The organism is Microcoleus sp. S13_C3 (assembly GCF_036700905.1).
Taxonomy (GTDB): Bacteria; Cyanobacteriota; Cyanobacteriia; order Cyanobacteriales; family Microcoleaceae; genus Microcoleus.
This window is the reverse complement of the sequence record NZ_JAUBPT010000020.1, coordinates 1-17588: the sequence shown is the minus strand read 5'-3', so window position 1 is coordinate 17588 and position 17588 is coordinate 1. Positions and strand designations below refer to the sequence as shown.

Genomic DNA, 17588 nt, shown 5'->3' with positions numbered 1-17588 from the left:
GTACATAAAATGATAGTATTCATGCAATCAAGCCATTTTGCTACTATTATTCTCAATTAATATCCGATCGACAGCGGACGGCAACCACACCCCTACTATTCGGGTCTCCCCACTGTCCCTACCCCTTTAGCAAGATACATTGTTAGAGAAGGAAATACACAAAAATTTACATCTATAATTTGTGTAGTGTTCCAAATCGCTCCTCACCAGCAGCGATACAGCCCTCGCCAAGACAGTAGGATAGAAAAAATATGTTTGAACGCTTTACAGAACAAGCCATTAAAGCAATCATGCTAGCCCAAGAGGAAGCGCGACGCCTCGGTCACAATTTTGTAGGCACCGAGCAAATCCTCCTGGGACTCGTCGGCGAAGGCACTGGCATCGCTGCAAAAGTATTACTGGATATGGGCCTCAACTTGAAAGAGGCGCGCAATGAAATCGAAAATATCATCGGTAGAGGTTCCGGGTTCCTCCCGCCGGAAATTCCTTTTACACCCCGCGTTAAGCGGATTTTTGAGACGGCGCTCAACGAAGCGCGGCAGTTAGGGCACAATTACATCGGCACCGAACACATCCTGTTAGGGCTGATTCAGGACGATGAAGGGGTGGCGGCGAAGGTGCTGCAAAACTTGGGAATCGATCGCCAGAGAGTCCGCACCCAGGTAATTCGTGCCGTGGGAGAAGTCGCAGCGGTACCCGGAGGTAGGGGAGATAGCGGCGGCGATCGCAAAATCCCGACTTTAGAAGAATTTGGCACAAACCTGACCAAGTTAGCTGCAGCAGGCAAACTCGACCCCGTAGTGGGCCGCGAAAATGAAATCGAGCGCGTGATCCAAGTGCTCGGCCGCCGCACGAAAAACAATCCAGTCTTAGTAGGCGAACCGGGAGTCGGCAAAACAGCCCTCGCCGAAGGCTTAGCCCAGCGAATTGTTAACAGAAACGTCCCGGAAATTCTAGAAGACAAACAAGTAATCAGCCTCGATATGGGTTCGCTGATTGCTGGTACAAAGTTCCGAGGCGAATTTGAAGAACGGCTGACGAAAATCATGGCCGAAATTCGCGCTGCCGGCAATATCATTCTGGTAATTGATGAAATTCACACCTTAGTCGGTGCAGGCGCGATTCAAGGTAGCATGGACGCCTCCAATATGCTCAAACCAGCCCTTGCTAGAGGCGAATTGCAGTGTGTCGGCGCCACTACCCTGGACGAATATCGCAAACACATCGAGCGCGACGCTGCCTTAGAACGGCGCTTCCAACCGATCAAAGTCGGCGAACCGAGCGTGGCTGAAACAATAGAAATATTGTACGGGTTGCGATCGGCTTACGAACAGCATCACAGACTGACAATTTCCGACGCAGCTTTAGAAGCAGCGGCCACACTGTCAGACAGATACATTAACGATCGGTTTTTGCCAGACAAGGCGATCGACTTAATTGACGAAGCAGGTTCCCGCGTCCGCGTGATGAATTCACAAACCCCCCCCGAAGTTAAAGAACTCAAAAAGCAACTGCCTGCAGTAACAAAAGAAAAAGATGCAGCAGTGCGCGAGCAAGACTTCGACAAAGCTGGAAAATTGCGCGATCGCGAATTAGAGATTGAAGCCGAAATCGCCGAAGCTACGATCAACAAAAGCCAACTCAAAACTTCTCCCATCGTCACCGAAGAAGACATCGCCCACATCGTGGCTAATTGGACGGGAGTACCAGTCAGCAAGCTGACAGAATCCGAATCGGAATTGCTGCTGCACATGGAAGACACTTTGCACCAGCGCTTGATCGGTCAAGAAGAAGCTGTCAGCGCCGTTTCTAGGGCTATCCGCCGCGCGCGGGTAGGCTTGAAAAATCCCAATCGCCCGATCGCCAGTTTCATCTTTTCCGGCCCCACAGGCGTCGGCAAAACGGAACTTACAAAAGCCCTAGCAACATATTTCTTCGGTTCGGAAGAAGCCATGATTCGGTTAGATATGTCCGAATTCATGGAACGCCACACGGTTTCCAAACTCATCGGTTCGCCTCCGGGTTACGTTGGCTACGACGAAGGCGGCCAACTAACAGAAGCAGTCCGGCGCCGTCCTTACACAGTCATCTTGTTCGACGAAATCGAAAAAGCTCACCCAGATGTCTTCAACATGATGCTGCAAATCTTGGAAGACGGCCGCTTGACTGATGCTAAAGGTCGGACAGTGGACTTTAAGAATACACTACTGATCATGACCTCAAACATCGGTTCGCGAGTGATTGAAAAAGGCGGTGGCGGTCTTGGTTTCGAGTTTGCTGAAAGTGCCGCAGACGGGCAGTACAACCGCGTTCGCAGCCTGGTAAACGAAGAACTGAAACAGTTTTTCCGTCCCGAATTTATCAACCGCTTGGATGAGATTATCGTCTTCCGCCAGTTGAACAGGGAAGAAGTCAAGCAGATTGCGGACATTATGTTGCAGCAAGTCTTCAGCCGCTTAACCGAACAGGGTATTACTTTGTCGGTGACAGACCGGTTCAAGGACTTGTTAGTTACAGAAGGCTACAATCCCAGCTACGGTGCTCGACCTTTGCGCCGCGCAATCATGCGGTTGTTGGAAGATGTACTGGCTGAGGAAATGCTGTCTGGGAAGCTGAAAGACGGCCAAAAGGCGATCGTTGATGTGGATGAAAACGGTCAGGTTAAGGTAGTGCCCGATGGTTCATCTGAGCCGAAATTGCCCGAATTCGCATTAAGCCATTAATGCACTCTACCAACGGATAAATACTGTTGATTAAAAACCCGGTTTCTTCGAGAAACCGGGTTTTTAATTAAAAAATACCAGTAAAAAAAAGCAACTTAGGAATGAGAATTAAATAACTTAGAATTTTGATGGTTCTTGTGGGATGGGCGTCCCGCCCGTCCAGAAAGGGCGGGCGGGACGCCCATCCCACAAACTTGTGTAAATTATTTAATTCGCGATCCTTATCGCTGAATCTAATCCCAGGATTGTAATTGCACAACCCAATGCTGTACAAAAGCAGAAATGCGATCGCGCCGCGTTTCAAAAGTAGCAGCAATCCAGATAAAGGCAATCCCAAAAGCCAGACCAATCGCCCATTTTATCAACGGATAATCGAATATCAGAACCACCAACTGATAGAAAACATTGATTAAAAAAATTCCCGTTCCCACAAACAAAAATGCCCGAACTCGCAGCGCCAAACCTGCTGCAATAGCCACCAAACTAAAAGCTCCTGCAACTAAACCGTGGCTTTGCTGAGTCAAAAGAGGCATCCCGCAAATCAGCGCAGTTGCGAGCATTCGCAGAGTGTGGCGCAGCGGTTTTTCTGCTGGTAATTTGAGAGTGCGATCGAACTGAGTAATGTAAAGTAAAGAAAGTCCTAAAGGAGTAACATAAAACTCTAGCTGAGTCAATCCTATTTGCCAGAACCACCGCAGCAATATCCAGTCAATTATCGCCACACTCACATAGGTAAAACGGACTTCCTGCCTTTCCCAAGCTAGGAAAACATAGAAGGCGGCAGCTATCAGCAAGCTAATCGGATAAAACTTAGCCGGACTTTCCAAAATAGTAACTATTGGAATCAGCGCAGCCATTACCTGCCAAGGTTTTTTTGACCAACCCCAGTTGTCCCAAGGCAAAATGTAAATGAAATAGGCTAATAGAGAAGCGAGGGCAACTTTCCAAGGCCCCAGCGGCCCGGAAATATACTTAACTAAAGGCGTATTGATCCAGTAAACCCGGATGCCAAAGGCTTCTAGCCAACCCAAGTAAATCCAAATTTCTGCCCATTGGCGATCGAGATTATTTCGTCCTTGCAAGAAAGCGTATTGAACTAATAAAGCACCAGTGAGTAATCCTAAACGTAGGCCGGACTTAATATCATTGGCAGAAGCCCCAATCAGTAGCAAACTGCTCAAAACCCAGTGCAGGTGAGCAAATTTTTTTAACTCTGCATTGGTTAAATGTAAATAATTGCTGAGCCAAGGAGATAAAATGCGATAGATATATGTTAAAGTTGTGCCGAGAGTGGCCAGGACAATTAAGCCATCGCCAAAAGCTCCTCCTGGTGTTTGAAAAAGTTGATAGAGTAGCGATTCGTAAGCAGCAAGGGAAACGCCCATTAATCCTAAATAAACCAAAGGTTTGAATTCGGGCTCCCGCCTACCAATGCCGATCGCAATTAAAGACGCCCCCAACACAGTTAAACCCGTCCAATTCGCAAAAGTGTGCGATCGGAAAGTTAAACCCAATACCCCGTAAACTAAAGGTATAAGATGAATGCTAGGTAAGATTGTGGGATCGGGGTGACGGCGCCGCCACCAATCCCCCAGCAATTGAGTAAACAATCCGAGAGCGATATTAGCCACTGCCAAATTAATCGTAGTGCGATCGACAAAACTCAAACTCACTGTTGTCAACAACTCCAAACTCCAAGCCAAGGCATAAATTGCCAGAGGGGAAAGTTGGCGTAAACTTCGGAAAATAATCGCAGCCATTATCACCAAAATAGCAGCCAAAACTTCAGTAGAGGGCGGGAAAGTTAAGGTACTGCCTGCGTAGAGTTCATAGGAATAAAAAGTAATAGTTGTTAACAGCAAGCCTGCCAGTAAGATTGCCCATCCATCTAAAGCTAGATCGTAAATTTCACCTAATGGAGAAGGCTCATGTAAACCGCTGGAAAAACGAACAATCATGCTGCGAACCAACCACAGACACAAAACAGCGATCGCCCCGGCAATTCCCCAAAGCCAACCCGACACAAAACCTAATTGATAAATCACCGCAGCTACGAAACTCAAGCCAAACCCCACTCCAATCGCAGCCGCTGGTATCTCGACTAAATAGTAAGTATTGACCAACATTAATCCGGCTGCAAAACCCAAACCAATTAACCGATACCCGGGAAAAATAAAAATTAGAAATTGTGCAAATATTAGGGCTATCACACTAAAGGTACTGGCCACTTGTTTGTGAGGAACCTCAGTATATTTAGCAACAGCAGTCAAAGCCAAAGGAGTCGCCAGACAAAGCAAACTCCACTGAGGGCGATGAGTTGCAGTACCGACAATCACATAATTTTGCAACAATATAAAGCTGAATCCTGCTAATACTAAGCCCAGATACCAGGAACTTTGGAACCAGGCAGGATGCCAGCGGAAAAAGCCCGAATTTTCTCGTAAATTCGCCGCTTTCATCCAGACAAAAAATACCCACTCAGCCGCCATGAAAATCAATAATATTGCCGACCAAATATTTGGTAGCTGGTTGGGAAAAAATAAGTCAATTGCCGAAGCGATCGCGCCTAAACCCATAATATGAGTTATGGGAACCAAAATTGCCGGATTTCCGTGTGGTTCAGCCGCCGAAGCCGGCATCGAAACTCGCCGGGAATTATCTGGAATTACGTATTTCCAAGTTATCCAACCTAAAATTAAAGTAGAGACTAATAAATTGAGCGATCGCCAAAACGGATTGACAAAACTAATAACAGTTAAAACACTCCCCAAACCGAGAGCAACCTTTTCGGCAAAACTGGCAAGTTGAAACTTTCGCTTGCGGTAGAGCCATTGCGATCCACTTACCATTAAAATTAAATAAGGCAACAGCAGAACACCCCAAAAAGCCCAAGGAGTTTCCTGAGAGTTTGTAAGCTGAGTTAAAAATGCCACAACTTGTGTTTTAATCCCTAAAGGAAGCACTCGCCAAAACAGCCAAATACTCTGAAGTCCCACCGCCTCCAGCATTACCAAATCAAACTCTTGCCAAAACCGCACTAAACGGTTATAAAAAAACCAAACAGCCAATCCGCTAACTGCGATCGCCTGTAGCGGAATGTCACGAAAACAAACCAGCCACCCCAAACCCAACAAACCCATTCCCGCTAATTGCCATTTAAAAAAATTGCTGGGATTTGGCGGGTCGGATATATTGTTTTCAATAGTCCCAGATGTGAGGGGGTGCTGCCAATCTAGCCATGCTAAAAGCACGCCGCAAATCGCCAAAGCTAAACCCATTTCAGCGATATTTACATCCTTGACAAATATCGCTCTGCCCAGTAAAATTCCTAACGAATAAGCTACTAAAGCTGCTTTTTTGTAAGTCAGAAAATCTCGGCTCAAACTGAAAGCAGCGGGGAATGTTTCAGTATTTCCCCCACGTTGGATAGATTGCAATCGTTGTTGCTGAACTTGATAAACAGTAGTAGCAGCAGTTCCCACTGTACCCACATAAACCGCAGTAAGGGCAAAGCCGGCCAATGCCCACCAAGAGTGCAAATAACTCAATCCCAAGTGATTTAGGGCGATCGAGCGAGTGATGTTTTTTCCTGAAAAGCTTTGATATTGATCTTTTATAATCCGGGCAGTTATCCAAGTCAAAATAAGTGCCGCTGCGATTGCTACCGCCCAATCCCAAGGATACCGCCACAATCCAAAAGTATCCATCGCCCAAAAATTGATAGGCACTAGCAACAGCGTCACTTCTTGCAAAGTTTGAGCAGTCAAGTGCAAATTCTGCTGTCTGTTTGCCCAACTGCTAATCGCCCAAAAGGTTAAAGTATAAGCTAATAAAACTCCATATTGTCCGGCGGCAGGAAATCTTTCCCACTGACTGGCAGCTAAGACTCCAGAGGAGACAACTACCATGAACACTCCTAAAAACAACAGCCACACCACGCTAATTTCTGCCATTAGCGAGTGCAAAATTTGAGCGATCAAATTAGGAGTTTGAGTAATTTCTGTGGGCCTAGCAACGCTTTCTCGGCTGCTAGATACTGCTTTTTGCGTGGATAAGGCAGGTACTTTTGGCTCGGCAATAGGAGCGATCGGGTTTTCAATTTCAGAAAAATCTACAGCGGGCTCTCTGATTGGGCAGACTAAATACTGTCGGCACAATTCCTCAACCTCAGCGGGCGAAAGTAAACCTAGCCGCAGCCACGCATCTAAACCTGTCAACAACTCAGGATGCGACGCTAAGACGCTCAATTCAATTTTGCTCGATCGATCTTTGGGAGACGACATGGGCTTAAACTTGTACTAAGTACCTTCAAGCTATAGCCTAGATTAATGTCGAGCCAATATGGCCACATTCCGCCATCGAAATTGGCACAATAAGTATTTATGACTAAATATCTGTCGCAGCCAGTGTCAATCGATTTTAGATTTTAGATTTTAGATTTTAGATTGACCCCACGGATAAAGGCGGGGGCTTGAGGATTTTAGATTTTAGATTTTGGATTGATTCCACGGATAAATCACGTGGCGGGTACCATCAAGAAATTCTTGGTCAACCGGTGAAAAAATCCCGCTGATAGGCCTACACCAGCGTGCATCAGCGGCTAAAAACTCCAAATTAGGACACCGCTACTGTGTCCTTACCGATGATCGACATATTTCAACAAAGTGTCCACACTAGCATTGTGGTCTATGAAAGAAAACAAATGTTTGAAGAGGAGTTTTCCATCTGCATCCAAAACAAACTGAGCAGGCAAAGGAGCACCTAAAGCCTGACCGACTTGATAAGCCCGAAAAACTTGACCGCCTGGATCAGAAAGCAGAGGCATTTTCAAGCCTAAATCTCTAACCACAATTTGGCTTTGGCGATCGTCGGTACTGGCAACCATCAATAATTCTATATTGCGATCGGCAAATTTTTCCCAGTTTTCATTCAAAGCTTTAATGTGAGGAAAACAGAAAGGGCAATATTGCTTTTCAGTAAAAATCCGCGTAAAAGCCAGAATTACCGGCTTATCGCCCCGATAATTCGACAGCCGCACCAATTTGCCATTATTAATATCCGGCAATTCAAAATCTGGCGTCCTCTGTCCCAGCTTCAGAACATTACTCGCCGGAACAGGCAATAAATTTTGGAAAAACCGCTCATTTAACAAGCCGCTAAAATTAGTAGAAGTCAGCATATTTCCTAATTTGGTAATTGCTAATTGCTAATTGGTAATTAAAAATCCGCTTAAGTGACATCACTCCGACCTGAAGGTACGGAGCTTCTAAGAATCACTTCTTAGATTTCCTAGTTGTTCCCTTGCGGGTTTTCGACTTTGACCTAGACTGAGATATCTCAACCCCTGGCAAACCGTCTGCATAGGCGCTTTGGATTCCCGACTGTCCATCGGTACGTTGCAGTTCTATTCCCCTATTTCTAATCACTTGACTGCTGGCAACGTCCCTATCCGTTGTATAGCCACAATTAGAACAAGCATGCACTCTAACACTCAAGTCTTTTCTAACTTCTGTACAGCACTCAGGACACTCCTGAGAAGTTCTCCTAGCGCTGACTTCACCAAAGAATTTGCCACGCTTCCAACACACATACTTGGTGATAGTTCGGAACTGCCCAAACCCAGCATCAAGCATTTGTTTGCCCAGCATTCCTTTGGCTAGGATTCGGTAATCCAAGTCTTCCATGAAGACCATATCGCCAGCATCACAAAGGGTATGAGCTTGTTTGAAGTGGAAATCTTTACGGGTGTTATCAACTGTGTGGTGAAGTCTACCAACCTTAATACGTTGTTTCTCGTAATTTTTAGAGCGCTTCTTCTTTCGAGAAAGTCTGCGTTGCAGCAATTTCAGCTTGCGGAGCATTACTTTCAGGAACTTGGGCGATTTTACAAGAATTCCGTCGCTAGTTGCCAGAAATTTTTCAAGTCCCACATCTACCCCAATGGGATGACCATGTGGCATTGGATTGGGAACGCTAACATCACATTGAATATTGATGGAGGCGTACCAAATATCTGCTTTGTTGATTATTCGGACTTGCTTTACTACAAACCCCTGTGGGATTGGGCGATGCAGTTTAATTGGAATTAACCCCAATTTTGGTAAGGCAATATGTGCTCCAGTCACAGGATTATCCTTGAACTGGGGAAACAACAAAGACTTAAATTGCCCAAACTTTTTGAATCGAGGGAACCCATGCCCAACTTTTTGAAACCCATCGAGGGCTCTGTGCAATTGTTTTAGTGCCTGTTGTAACACTTGACTTGGTACTTCGCTCAAACGGGGAAATACCTTTTTAGCGCCAGGCAGCGCGTTAAGTTGTTTTACTTCGCTGGGGAAAGGAGCATTCGCAGCTATGATGTACTCATGGCTTATAGAGCATCTGTCAACCAGGCATTTCCGACTATTGCACCAATCCTTGATTTCTCGCAGCCCGTAGTTATAGGCGACGCGACAAATGTCCATCCACTCAAAAAGCGACTGTTCTTGAGCGATGTTTGGATAGATTCGATAGCGGTAATTCAAGGTTAGCATTCCAGTATTTTAACACATTTAGTGGTGAATGTGTCTCTGGTAAATATAAAGCCGTCCTACAAGGACGGGGTTTTCAACCCAATTTTTCGATAAATGCCTCTGCGGGTACGGACACGGCAGCGCCGTGTCCCTACACATATAATCTGCTTAAACCGCAGCAAAGAATACCTTAGACTTGACAGGATCGGGAGTCATGGTCTTGTCACCGGGCTGCCAGCCGGCGGGACAAACTTCATCGGGGTGAGACTGGACGTGTTGGATAGCTTGCAGAGTACGGAGAGTTTCGTCCACGTTGCGGCCGAAGGCAAGATTGTTGATAGTAGAGTGTTGGATGATGCCTTCTTTGTCGATGATGAACAGACCTCTGAGGGCAATGCCTGCTTCTGGGTCGAGGACGTTGTAGGCCGAACTAATGGTTTTTTTGAGGTCAGCAACTAAGGGATAGTTGAGGTCGCCAACACCGCCAGATTTGCGGTCTGTTTGTATCCAAGCGAGGTGAGAGAATTCACTGTCAACGGATACGCCGAGGATTTCGGTATCGATTTTCTTAAAGTCCTCGAAGCGATCGCTAAATGCTGTAATCTCAGTCGGGCACACAAAGGTGAAGTCCAAGGGGTAGAAGAACAGGACTACATACTTTTTGCCTTTATAGTCGGACAGTTTAACTGTCTTGAATTCCTGATCCACTACGGCTGTTGCTGCGAAATCGGGTGCAGCTTGACCAACCCGGAGGCATTCACTGGTCATAGATTTTGTTTCCTTTTTTACGAACTGTTACAAATATATCATACTCATAACGACTACAAGTATCTTCTTGATAAATCAAAAAAACACGCTCTCAATATTGAGAGCGCGATTTTTTTGATTAAATAATGGCTCAGGCGGGATTTGAACCTGCGACCTTGGGCTTATGAGTCCCCTGCGCTAACCACTGCGCCACTGAGCCAAATCTACTTCACGATTTACTATCGTAGCACGGTAGGGTTAGCTATGTCTTGTTTTAAAACAACACAATTTCTAATGAGTTCCAGTAAAAGTTATGAGTTTTGGTAATCATTCAAAACCCATAACTTCCGACCAGTCGTTACCGAGAAGCGCTGGACGCATCGTCGGGCAGAAAAGCCATTGGGTTGATAGCACCCTGTCCGGCGGGATGAATTTCAAAGTGCAAGTGCGGCCCGGTACTGAAGCCGGTGCTGCCCATTTCTGAAATCTGTTCGCCTTGAGCGACTCTCTGACCCTTTTGCACCAAAATTCGGCTGTTGTGGGCATAGACAGTCTCAGTGCCGTCAGGATGGGTAATTTCCACCAGATACCCGTAGCCGCCGTCGTTCCACTGAGCATAGGTAACCACCCCGTCTGATGCTGCCACAATTGGCGTGCCGATCGGCCCTGCAATATCAATTCCTTTGTGCATCCGTCCCCACCGCCAGCCGTAGCCAGAAGTAAGAACGCCCTTAGACGGCCAAATAAACCCCTTAGCCGACTGTTGTTTGCCGTTAGGCAGATAGGTATCAGGGCTCGAAAGCGGAGGCAGTTCTGGAGAAACCATGCGTCCCAAAGACGGGTTGCTTAGGGGGTCGTAAGCCTCAGATCCCAAAGGAGCAGTTGCTACCATAGGCCCCTGCCCAGCAGAGGTCGGCGTCAGGTTGATCGGTTGCAGTTCCGCTGCGCGAGCGGGGTCTAAACGCTCTTGCTGCTGCTTCTGAACCTGCTCAGACCAGGCTCTCGATGGCGGTCTGCTGATTTCATTCTGCACCGGCTCAGTATAGTCGGGGGTGTAGAGATATGGATTGACACTTGGCGTATCCTCAGACGGGTTGACCGAGGGCCCGTCATTTGGAGCCAGGGACACCGCATTTGCGCCGATCGAATTGCGCGAGGCACGATATTCCTCTCGCAGCCTGACCACTTCTGCCCTCAAGCGTTCGGAATAAGGGTTGAGAGCTTCTGCGGTAGGGAGAGCCTCCGAATTCGACTCTGGTACAGCGCTAGTAGGAGTGGCATTTAAACCCTGGGCGCTAGTATTTGCCACGAAGCTGAGCCGCTGCGGGTATTCTCCCGTAGCGATGGCGGTAGCAGTTGCACTGGCTGGTCCAGGCAGGGCACTGGTGTCAACTGCACCTGTAAATGTTGGTTCCCCTTGAAGATCCAGCTTCCGTGGATCGCTAATGGTTTGGGAAACTTGAGTCAGCGGAATGCTGTTAATTTGGGGAACCATCGGCGCTGAAATATTGTTCAGACCTTCCAGGTTCTCCAGGGGAGAGACAACAGGCACTTTGGGCGCGGGTGCTGCAATGCCAGCACCGACTATTTCCGAGGTAGACGAGCTGGGGTTCAAAGATGCGGGAACCGAACTCGCCGCCCAGACAGATGTAGAGTTGGAGGCAGAATAAGAGGCTGCCGCCTGCACCCCTGGATTTTTTAACCCAACTGGGGGAATTTTGAGCCGTTGATTGACATTCAGCAAGTTGGGGTTGCCGAGCTTGTTGACGGAGATCAGATCTTTGGGCGATACGCCGTGACCTTTGGCGATCGCATCTACCGTATCTCCCGGACGCACGCTGTAGAGAACCTCAGCCGGCCGGGCGGTACTTCCCGCAGGGGGGACTAGCACAGCCGATGGCAAACTGGGTGTTGCCAAAGACTGTTCAATTGACTCGAATGCTCGATCGGGCGATGCTGCTTGACCTCCCCCGGAATTGGGAATTACAGGTGTGGCATCGAGGTCAGGAATAGTTGTCCCAGTTGCATATCCGGGGGATGTCAGCGTCGGTGCTGACTCCGGCAAAAATGCCGCAGATGTAGATAAATTTGCTCCCCCCTCCGACCCGAACATAGTTCGACCCGATTCTGTGGTGCGGTTTTCCTGTTTTTTCAAACTGTCGATCGCCCCGTCTGCATTGGGGATGTCGATCGAACTTTGTTCCGGTACCGTGGTGACCAGCGGGGTCGCTGCGGTTGATGGCAGCGCTGTCATGGCTGCACTATCCGGCTCGGAGCCAGTCAGATTTAACTCTTGTTCGGGATTGACCGTCGCTGCGCGCTCTAGCGAAGCCGATGTGCTATAGCCGGCGTTCTGTTGTGGTGTGGCTTCCGTCGCAGTCGGAACTCTTAGCTGTTGGCCAACTTGGAGGATGGTATCGGGTTTGATGTGGTTGGCAGTTGCTAGTGCCAACGGTTCAACTTGATAATCCTGAGAAAGCTCCCAAAGGCTTTGCCCATCCTGCACCTTAACCGTCGCCGGCTCAGAAGGTGCTCCTGGCTGTTCGGCCCTGGAACCGTCCACTTGTGCGGACGTAGTGGGCCCGTTGGCCGATACTGGCTGTACTTCAGCGGTGGATTCAGATGTCGGTGCGAGTTCAGACGCGCGAGCGCTGTCTCCGTTTCTCGGTAGCAGGATGCCAGAAGCACCTACCGATATTGCCAGACCGATCGTGGCGAGAGAGCGAACTCTGCCTGTGCTGAGCGTTGTCTGTTTGGATGGTTCCGCAGAACCGTCTCTGTCGATTTCACTAGCCTGAACAGGCTTAATTTGGGGATATGTTCGTTTCAAAAAAACGACCTCCTACTGAGAAGCGCTAACTGTCCTTGGAAACACTCAAGGGGATCGCATGACGCTGAATTTAAATCAACAAGCAAAAATATTCTGATTGTTGACAGCTATCATGCTTAGGCCAGATTACCTTGCTTTTTAAATTTAGACAAGCTCAAACCGTCAGAAATTTTAAAATTCTCGGTCAAACCTGCTGCAATTAACCCCACAAGCCTTACACCGCAATAGCTGGAACGAAGACATAAATTTTGCGTTCCGCTAAGGCATAGGACTCTCACCTATTATCAGACTTTAGGCTAATTTCCGGACAACCTACAACCGTATATTTACTAGATATAGTGTTCAGACCTAAGCTGGTGCTCGCTGACGCCCTAAATCGCTAAAATTATTTATTTTTGTTGCTGAATCCTCTTGCAGTCATTTGGTGTTGCTGATAACAATCTGTTTTTGAATGAATAAAATATATTAATGTCGGCTATCTAGATTTTCACCCCTTTGATACAAATTTCTTATATTTAAATGGAGATTTGGCCGCCTCCGGCAGCTATTAAATATCTATATATTTATGTGTTGATAATGATTTATCCCAGCTCCCCCAACTGTCGTTTAGCCTCAAATAAACCCACAGCGGCGCTGACGGAGAGGTTCAAACTCCTGACTCCAGGCTGGCTCATCGGGATAAAAACTGTGGCGTCGCAGGCATCCAAGACGAATTGGGGAATGCCTACAGTTTCCGAGCCAAACATCAGCCAGTCGCTGGGCTGAAATTGGAATTCGGCGTAATTGCATCGCCCGCCAGTGCTGAATCCGATCGCTCGCCCCCCGCGCTGCTGCCGATAGGCCAGAAAAGTCGCTAAGTCTTCGTGGCACTGGAGATTGACGTAGGGCCAGTAATCTAAGCCGGCCCGTTTCAGGTAGCGATCGCTAATTTCAAACCCCAGCGGGCCAACTAAATGCAGTTCCGTGCCTGTGGCAGCGCAAGTGCGGGCGATATTGCCAGTATTCGGGGGGATTTGCGGGTGAATCAAGACAAGTTGGGGCATGAAGCTAATTAAAAGCGAAAAATACAGCTCTTGGGAAATTTATAAAACTACCCACAGGTAGATATACCTTATAGCTTTTATTTATAACCTTTGTCGAGCTCCATTGATTAAATATTCTGATTTGTTTTTCGGCGGCGATCTGCAACTTTTGACAATCAAGCATCCAGGATACAAGCCCCCGGATTCATCCGTCCAGAAATAAAAAACCTGTATCCGATAAAGGAGTCCCCGAATTTATCGATGGGGTCAATCTAAAATCTAAAATCTAAAATCTAAAATCTAAAATCGATTGACCGCGAGGTTCGGGCTATTTGTATTGGCTGAGTACGCATAGCCAGGGGCTAGTGAAAGCCCCCGTTATAATAACCGCCGATACTTCAGGCAACTAACTGGGCGCACAAGTTATCTTCTAGCTCCCATTCTTGGTGAGCCATCCCCTGAATCCCTTGCAGAATAATACTGCGGGTGTCGGAACCGCCCTCGTGTAGCTTTAACCACTGCTGGGCCGTGTTGCCTTCCCGAAGAATCTTTTTGAGGGGCGAGAGAAAGCAGCTAAAGCCACGTTTTTTGGCTATAGGCCACACTTCGCGGTAAATTTCCTCAATCCAATCTCGTGCCAGAATAGTTCTGCCGTCTTGCCAGTGGGTAAGTTCGGCATCCAAACTTTGCCGGGATGCAGCAATTTCGTTGGCGTCTGTGAGGGCAACTAAGTCTTCGTTGCGGGTGGCCGCCGGCAAGGTGCACAGTTCTAAAGGGTCTAAGCTGGGGTCTTCCATCATCTGCCAGATGCGAGCTTCTAGCAAGGCTGTGATGGCCAACAAAGCCAGAGGATTGACTTCAAGGTCGCAAATTCTCAGCTCGAGGCGGTTGAGACAGTAGGGGCGACGATCGCCATTTGGTCGCACTGCAGACCACAAATGGCGGACGTTTTGCATAGTACCGAGTTCTAGCTGTTCTTCAGTCCACTGAATGTAATGCTTGTGACTTTCAAACAGGGGGACGATGGCGGGAGTTTTGGGAAACAAACCCCACCGAGTGGAATGATAGCCCGTGACTTCGCCGTCGAGGAAGGGGGAAGAGGCGCTCAAGGCAAGGTATAGCGGTGCTTCGACGCGGGCGAGGCGGATGGCGCGCATCAGCATTTCTGGTTGGGAGATGCCGATGTTGATGTGAATGCTGGCGGTGACGACTTTGGTGCCGTAGGTTTGCTCGATGTAGGTGTGGTAGGGGTTGTTGGGATCGGATCTGTAAAATCGATCGCTCCCTCCGAGAGACAGGGTACTTCCCGGCAGCAAGGTATAGTCGCCCAATTGTTTGAGATACTCGCGCAGCCGAACTCGTGGCTTGACTAAGGCACACAACAGGCGATCGTAGCTGCACAGCGGGGCGGTCGTGTACTCCACATTGCGGCTATCAGGCTCCCGCACAAATCCCTCTAGATCGGCAACTATGCGATCGGAGAGACCGACAACCTCACCTTCGGGAGTGCCGGTATACATTTCTACTTCAAAGCCTTTTGAGAGCAGCACGTTTATTCCTCAGCTAAGTTGAGTGCTAGTTTCTAGTATCCCAAAAATTGACCTGTTCATCACAAATTTGGGTAGAAACCCCGTCCTTTTAGGACGGATTTATATTAGAATGTAATTGGTCAACGACCCACCCGAGACGATGGATCAAACAGCCTATACGAGCGAAATTCAGCCCGAGGTGCTGGCGGCGAAGCAAAATCGGTAGACCGGGAAAAGAGGATAGGGCAATGGAAGTCTAACCCTAGAATCAAACCTACGAAGAATTCCGTTTGGTATTCGACACGTAAAAACCGCAGGGCTTGCGGGGTTAGTCTGTGGAGCGAACATAAGACCAAAACTCTTTGAGGGTGGAGGCAGTTGCCAAGAAGCAGAAACTTAAGTCGCGAGGCTTAAGAATCACCGTACCTTCACGTCGGTGAGTATGTCAAACTATCTTCCACGGAGCAGAGTTGAAATTTTTCGCCACTGGCACGGAAACCGGGTTTTTCGGCGCCAGCTTTGTTTGAGCTTTTGTTTCCTAGTTGGGGGCCTGCCAGGACAAATACTCCCCTGGCAAAGAGTTTCCGAGGCGGTTTTAGAGTCAGAAAGGCTGTTTGTGCGATCGCGCTTGTGTTTGATTCGGTATTGGGGGCGATCGAACTTATGGTGAAGAGAACCCACCCCTGCCCCAAACAGCAGTGATAAAGCACTGCTTGCTGCCTTCATCCTTCTCCCCTGTGGCTTCCTCCTTATTTTTACCCGATCGGCTTCGCCGAAGAGATCCCTCTTCCTTCTACCTTCTTTCTTCTATCCGTTACACAATCCGTTGCCGAACTTCCTTCTATCCGTTAAATCCGTTACACAATCCGTTGCCGAACTTCCTTCTTCCTTCGACATCTGTTTTCTGCCTTGAGGGGGATAGCCACAGATATATCTTGGGTGCGATCCTAAAAGAGGACTCTGCAATATTTTTGAGCTATAATATTAACCCCTAAAAATCCCTGTGAAAGAGCAAGAAAGAACCCCTCCCAATTTTTGGAATATGCTAAGCAATTTAGCCTTAGTCCGGTTTTTGCTTCTATTTGCTTCAGGTTGGGCTGGACTGCAACTTTTAGCTTACTTTGAAACTGCAGTCGCGGTTTTCACGATTGCTGCACTCGTGGCTTTTTTGCTCAACTATCCGGTGCGAACTCTCCAGCGATTTTTACCGCGAAGTTTAGCTGTCGCCTTCGTTGTCCTGCTCACCATTTTAGTTTTTGGCGGCCTCACCGTCACCGTAGGCGTCACTCTTTTATCTCAAGGGCAGCAATTAATTGACAGCATGACTGAATTTGTGAATGCTCTGGCGCCTCTGTCCGAGCGCATCGAAGCATTTTTGCGGGCAAGAAACCTGCAAGTTAACCTGCGAGTTATTGAGGAACAACTGCGAAATCAAGCTTTAGCTGGAGTTGTATCGAGTATTGCTTTTTTACAAGTATTTTTAACCAACTTATTGAATTTAATATTAATTATGGTAGTGGCTTCTTTCATGTTACTTGATGGAGAGAGGCTGTGGCTGTTAGTTCTCAAATTTATACCCCGACACCTGCACAGGCGTTTAAGTGTAACCATAGAGAAAAACTTTTTAGGATTTTTTCAGGCACAAATCCTGTTAATGTTATTTTTGACAACAGCAAGTTTTTTAATCTTCCTGCTGTTAGATGTAAAATTTCCCTTGATTTTAGCCTTTATTATCGGATTGTTTGATTTAGTTCCAGGGATCGGAGCGACGCTGGGAATTAGCTTAGTTTGTTTTATTGTATTGTCTCAAAATGTGTGGCTAGCTTTAAAAGTATTGGCAGCTTGCATTGTTTTGCAGCAAATTCAAGACAACTTTATTCATCCGAGACTCATGCAAAATTCCCTTAACCTGAATCCGGTAGTGGTATTTTTTGCACTGTTAGTCGGAGCAAGATCAGCAGGACTTTTAGGCATATTTCTGGCGATTCCCCTAGCGGGAGTGATAGTTAGCTGGTTTGACATTGAAGAAATGCAAGCGGAAGGTTAATTGATAGAGCCCTCCTATTTTATATCAAATCCGGCTGCAAAATTCGGTTTTAACTTACCGAGTAGAAGTCCCATGTTTCAAAAACTCTCCTGTACCCATTTGCATTTGTGACAAGTTAAGAAAAAGTGCAAATTGTCAAGGGGGTAGACCAAAAAAGGTAAAATAGGATGAAACCTTT

General features: G+C 47.4%; 10 protein-coding genes and 1 tRNA gene. 2 read left to right on the top strand and 9 right to left on the bottom strand.

Annotated elements, in window-relative coordinates:
- Positions 1-251 precede the first annotated feature (251 nt).
- Positions 252-2723, top strand: coding sequence for an ATP-dependent Clp protease ATP-binding subunit (locus tag QUA16_RS08225; protein ID WP_333102694.1), 2472 nt, complete (start codon positions 252-254; stop codon positions 2721-2723).
- A 233-nt stretch (positions 2724-2956) separates the two neighbouring features.
- On the opposite strand, the gene QUA16_RS08220 is transcribed toward QUA16_RS08225, so the two are convergent.
- From QUA16_RS08220 to QUA16_RS08180, 9 genes are all read right to left on the bottom strand, one after another.
- Positions 2957-7006, bottom strand: coding sequence for a hypothetical protein (locus QUA16_RS08220; protein WP_333102693.1), 4050 nt, complete (start codon positions 7004-7006; stop codon positions 2957-2959).
- A 353-nt stretch (positions 7007-7359) separates the two neighbouring features.
- Positions 7360-7902 carry a redoxin domain-containing protein gene (locus QUA16_RS08215; RefSeq protein ID WP_333102692.1) on the bottom strand — a complete coding sequence of 181 codons (543 nt, stop codon included), beginning with the start codon at positions 7900-7902 and terminating at the stop codon, positions 7360-7362.
- 94 nt (positions 7903-7996) lie between these two features.
- On the bottom strand, positions 7997-9256 hold the full coding sequence (locus QUA16_RS08210; RefSeq protein WP_333102691.1) for a transposase: 1260 nt from the start codon (positions 9254-9256) through the stop codon (positions 7997-7999).
- Positions 9257-9403: 147 nt separating this feature from the next.
- On the bottom strand, positions 9404-10003 hold the full coding sequence (locus QUA16_RS08205) for a peroxiredoxin (RefSeq protein ID WP_015178160.1): 600 nt from the start codon (positions 10001-10003) through the stop codon (positions 9404-9406).
- Positions 10004-10129: 126 nt separating this feature from the next.
- Positions 10130-10202 (bottom strand) — tRNA-Met (locus QUA16_RS08200).
- Between the two features lie 138 nt (positions 10203-10340).
- Positions 10341-12812: a peptidoglycan DD-metalloendopeptidase family protein gene (locus QUA16_RS08195; protein WP_333102690.1), complete on the bottom strand. Its 2472-nt coding sequence runs from the start codon at positions 12810-12812 to the stop codon at positions 10341-10343.
- Positions 12813-13393: 581 nt separating this feature from the next.
- Positions 13394-13855 carry a tRNA (cytidine(34)-2'-O)-methyltransferase gene (locus QUA16_RS08190; protein ID WP_333102689.1) on the bottom strand — a complete coding sequence of 154 codons (462 nt, stop codon included), beginning with the start codon at positions 13853-13855 and terminating at the stop codon, positions 13394-13396.
- A gap of 377 nt (positions 13856-14232) precedes the next feature.
- On the bottom strand, positions 14233-15384 hold the full coding sequence (gene gshA / locus QUA16_RS08185; RefSeq protein ID WP_333102688.1) for a glutamate--cysteine ligase: 1152 nt from the start codon (positions 15382-15384) through the stop codon (positions 14233-14235).
- A 407-nt stretch (positions 15385-15791) separates the two neighbouring features.
- Positions 15792-16055, bottom strand: coding sequence for a hypothetical protein (locus QUA16_RS08180; protein ID WP_333181089.1), 264 nt, complete (start codon positions 16053-16055; stop codon positions 15792-15794).
- A 311-nt stretch (positions 16056-16366) separates the two neighbouring features.
- Between QUA16_RS08180 and QUA16_RS08175 the strand changes: the two genes are divergently transcribed.
- Entirely contained in the window at positions 16367-17410 is a 1044-nt protein-coding gene (locus QUA16_RS08175; protein ID WP_333102686.1) for an AI-2E family transporter, read from the top strand.
- Positions 17411-17588 lie beyond the last annotated feature (178 nt).

Bases quoted from the DNA above. Each gene is read 5' to 3' on its own strand.
- QUA16_RS08225 (WP_333102694.1), top strand. From the start codon at position 252: ATGTTTGAACGCTTTACAGAACAAGCCATTAAAGCAATCATGCTAGCC.
- QUA16_RS08220 (WP_333102693.1), bottom strand. From the start codon at position 7,006: ATGTCGTCTCCCAAAGATCGATCGAGCAAAATTGAATTGAGCGTCTTA.
- QUA16_RS08215 (WP_333102692.1), bottom strand. From the start codon at position 7,902: ATGCTGACTTCTACTAATTTTAGCGGCTTGTTAAATGAGCGGTTTTTC.
- QUA16_RS08210 (WP_333102691.1), bottom strand. From the start codon at position 9,256: ATGCTAACCTTGAATTACCGCTATCGAATCTATCCAAACATCGCTCAA.
- QUA16_RS08205 (WP_015178160.1), bottom strand. From the start codon at position 10,003: ATGACCAGTGAATGCCTCCGGGTTGGTCAAGCTGCACCCGATTTCGCA.
- QUA16_RS08190 (WP_333102689.1), bottom strand. From the start codon at position 13,855: ATGCCCCAACTTGTCTTGATTCACCCGCAAATCCCCCCGAATACTGGC.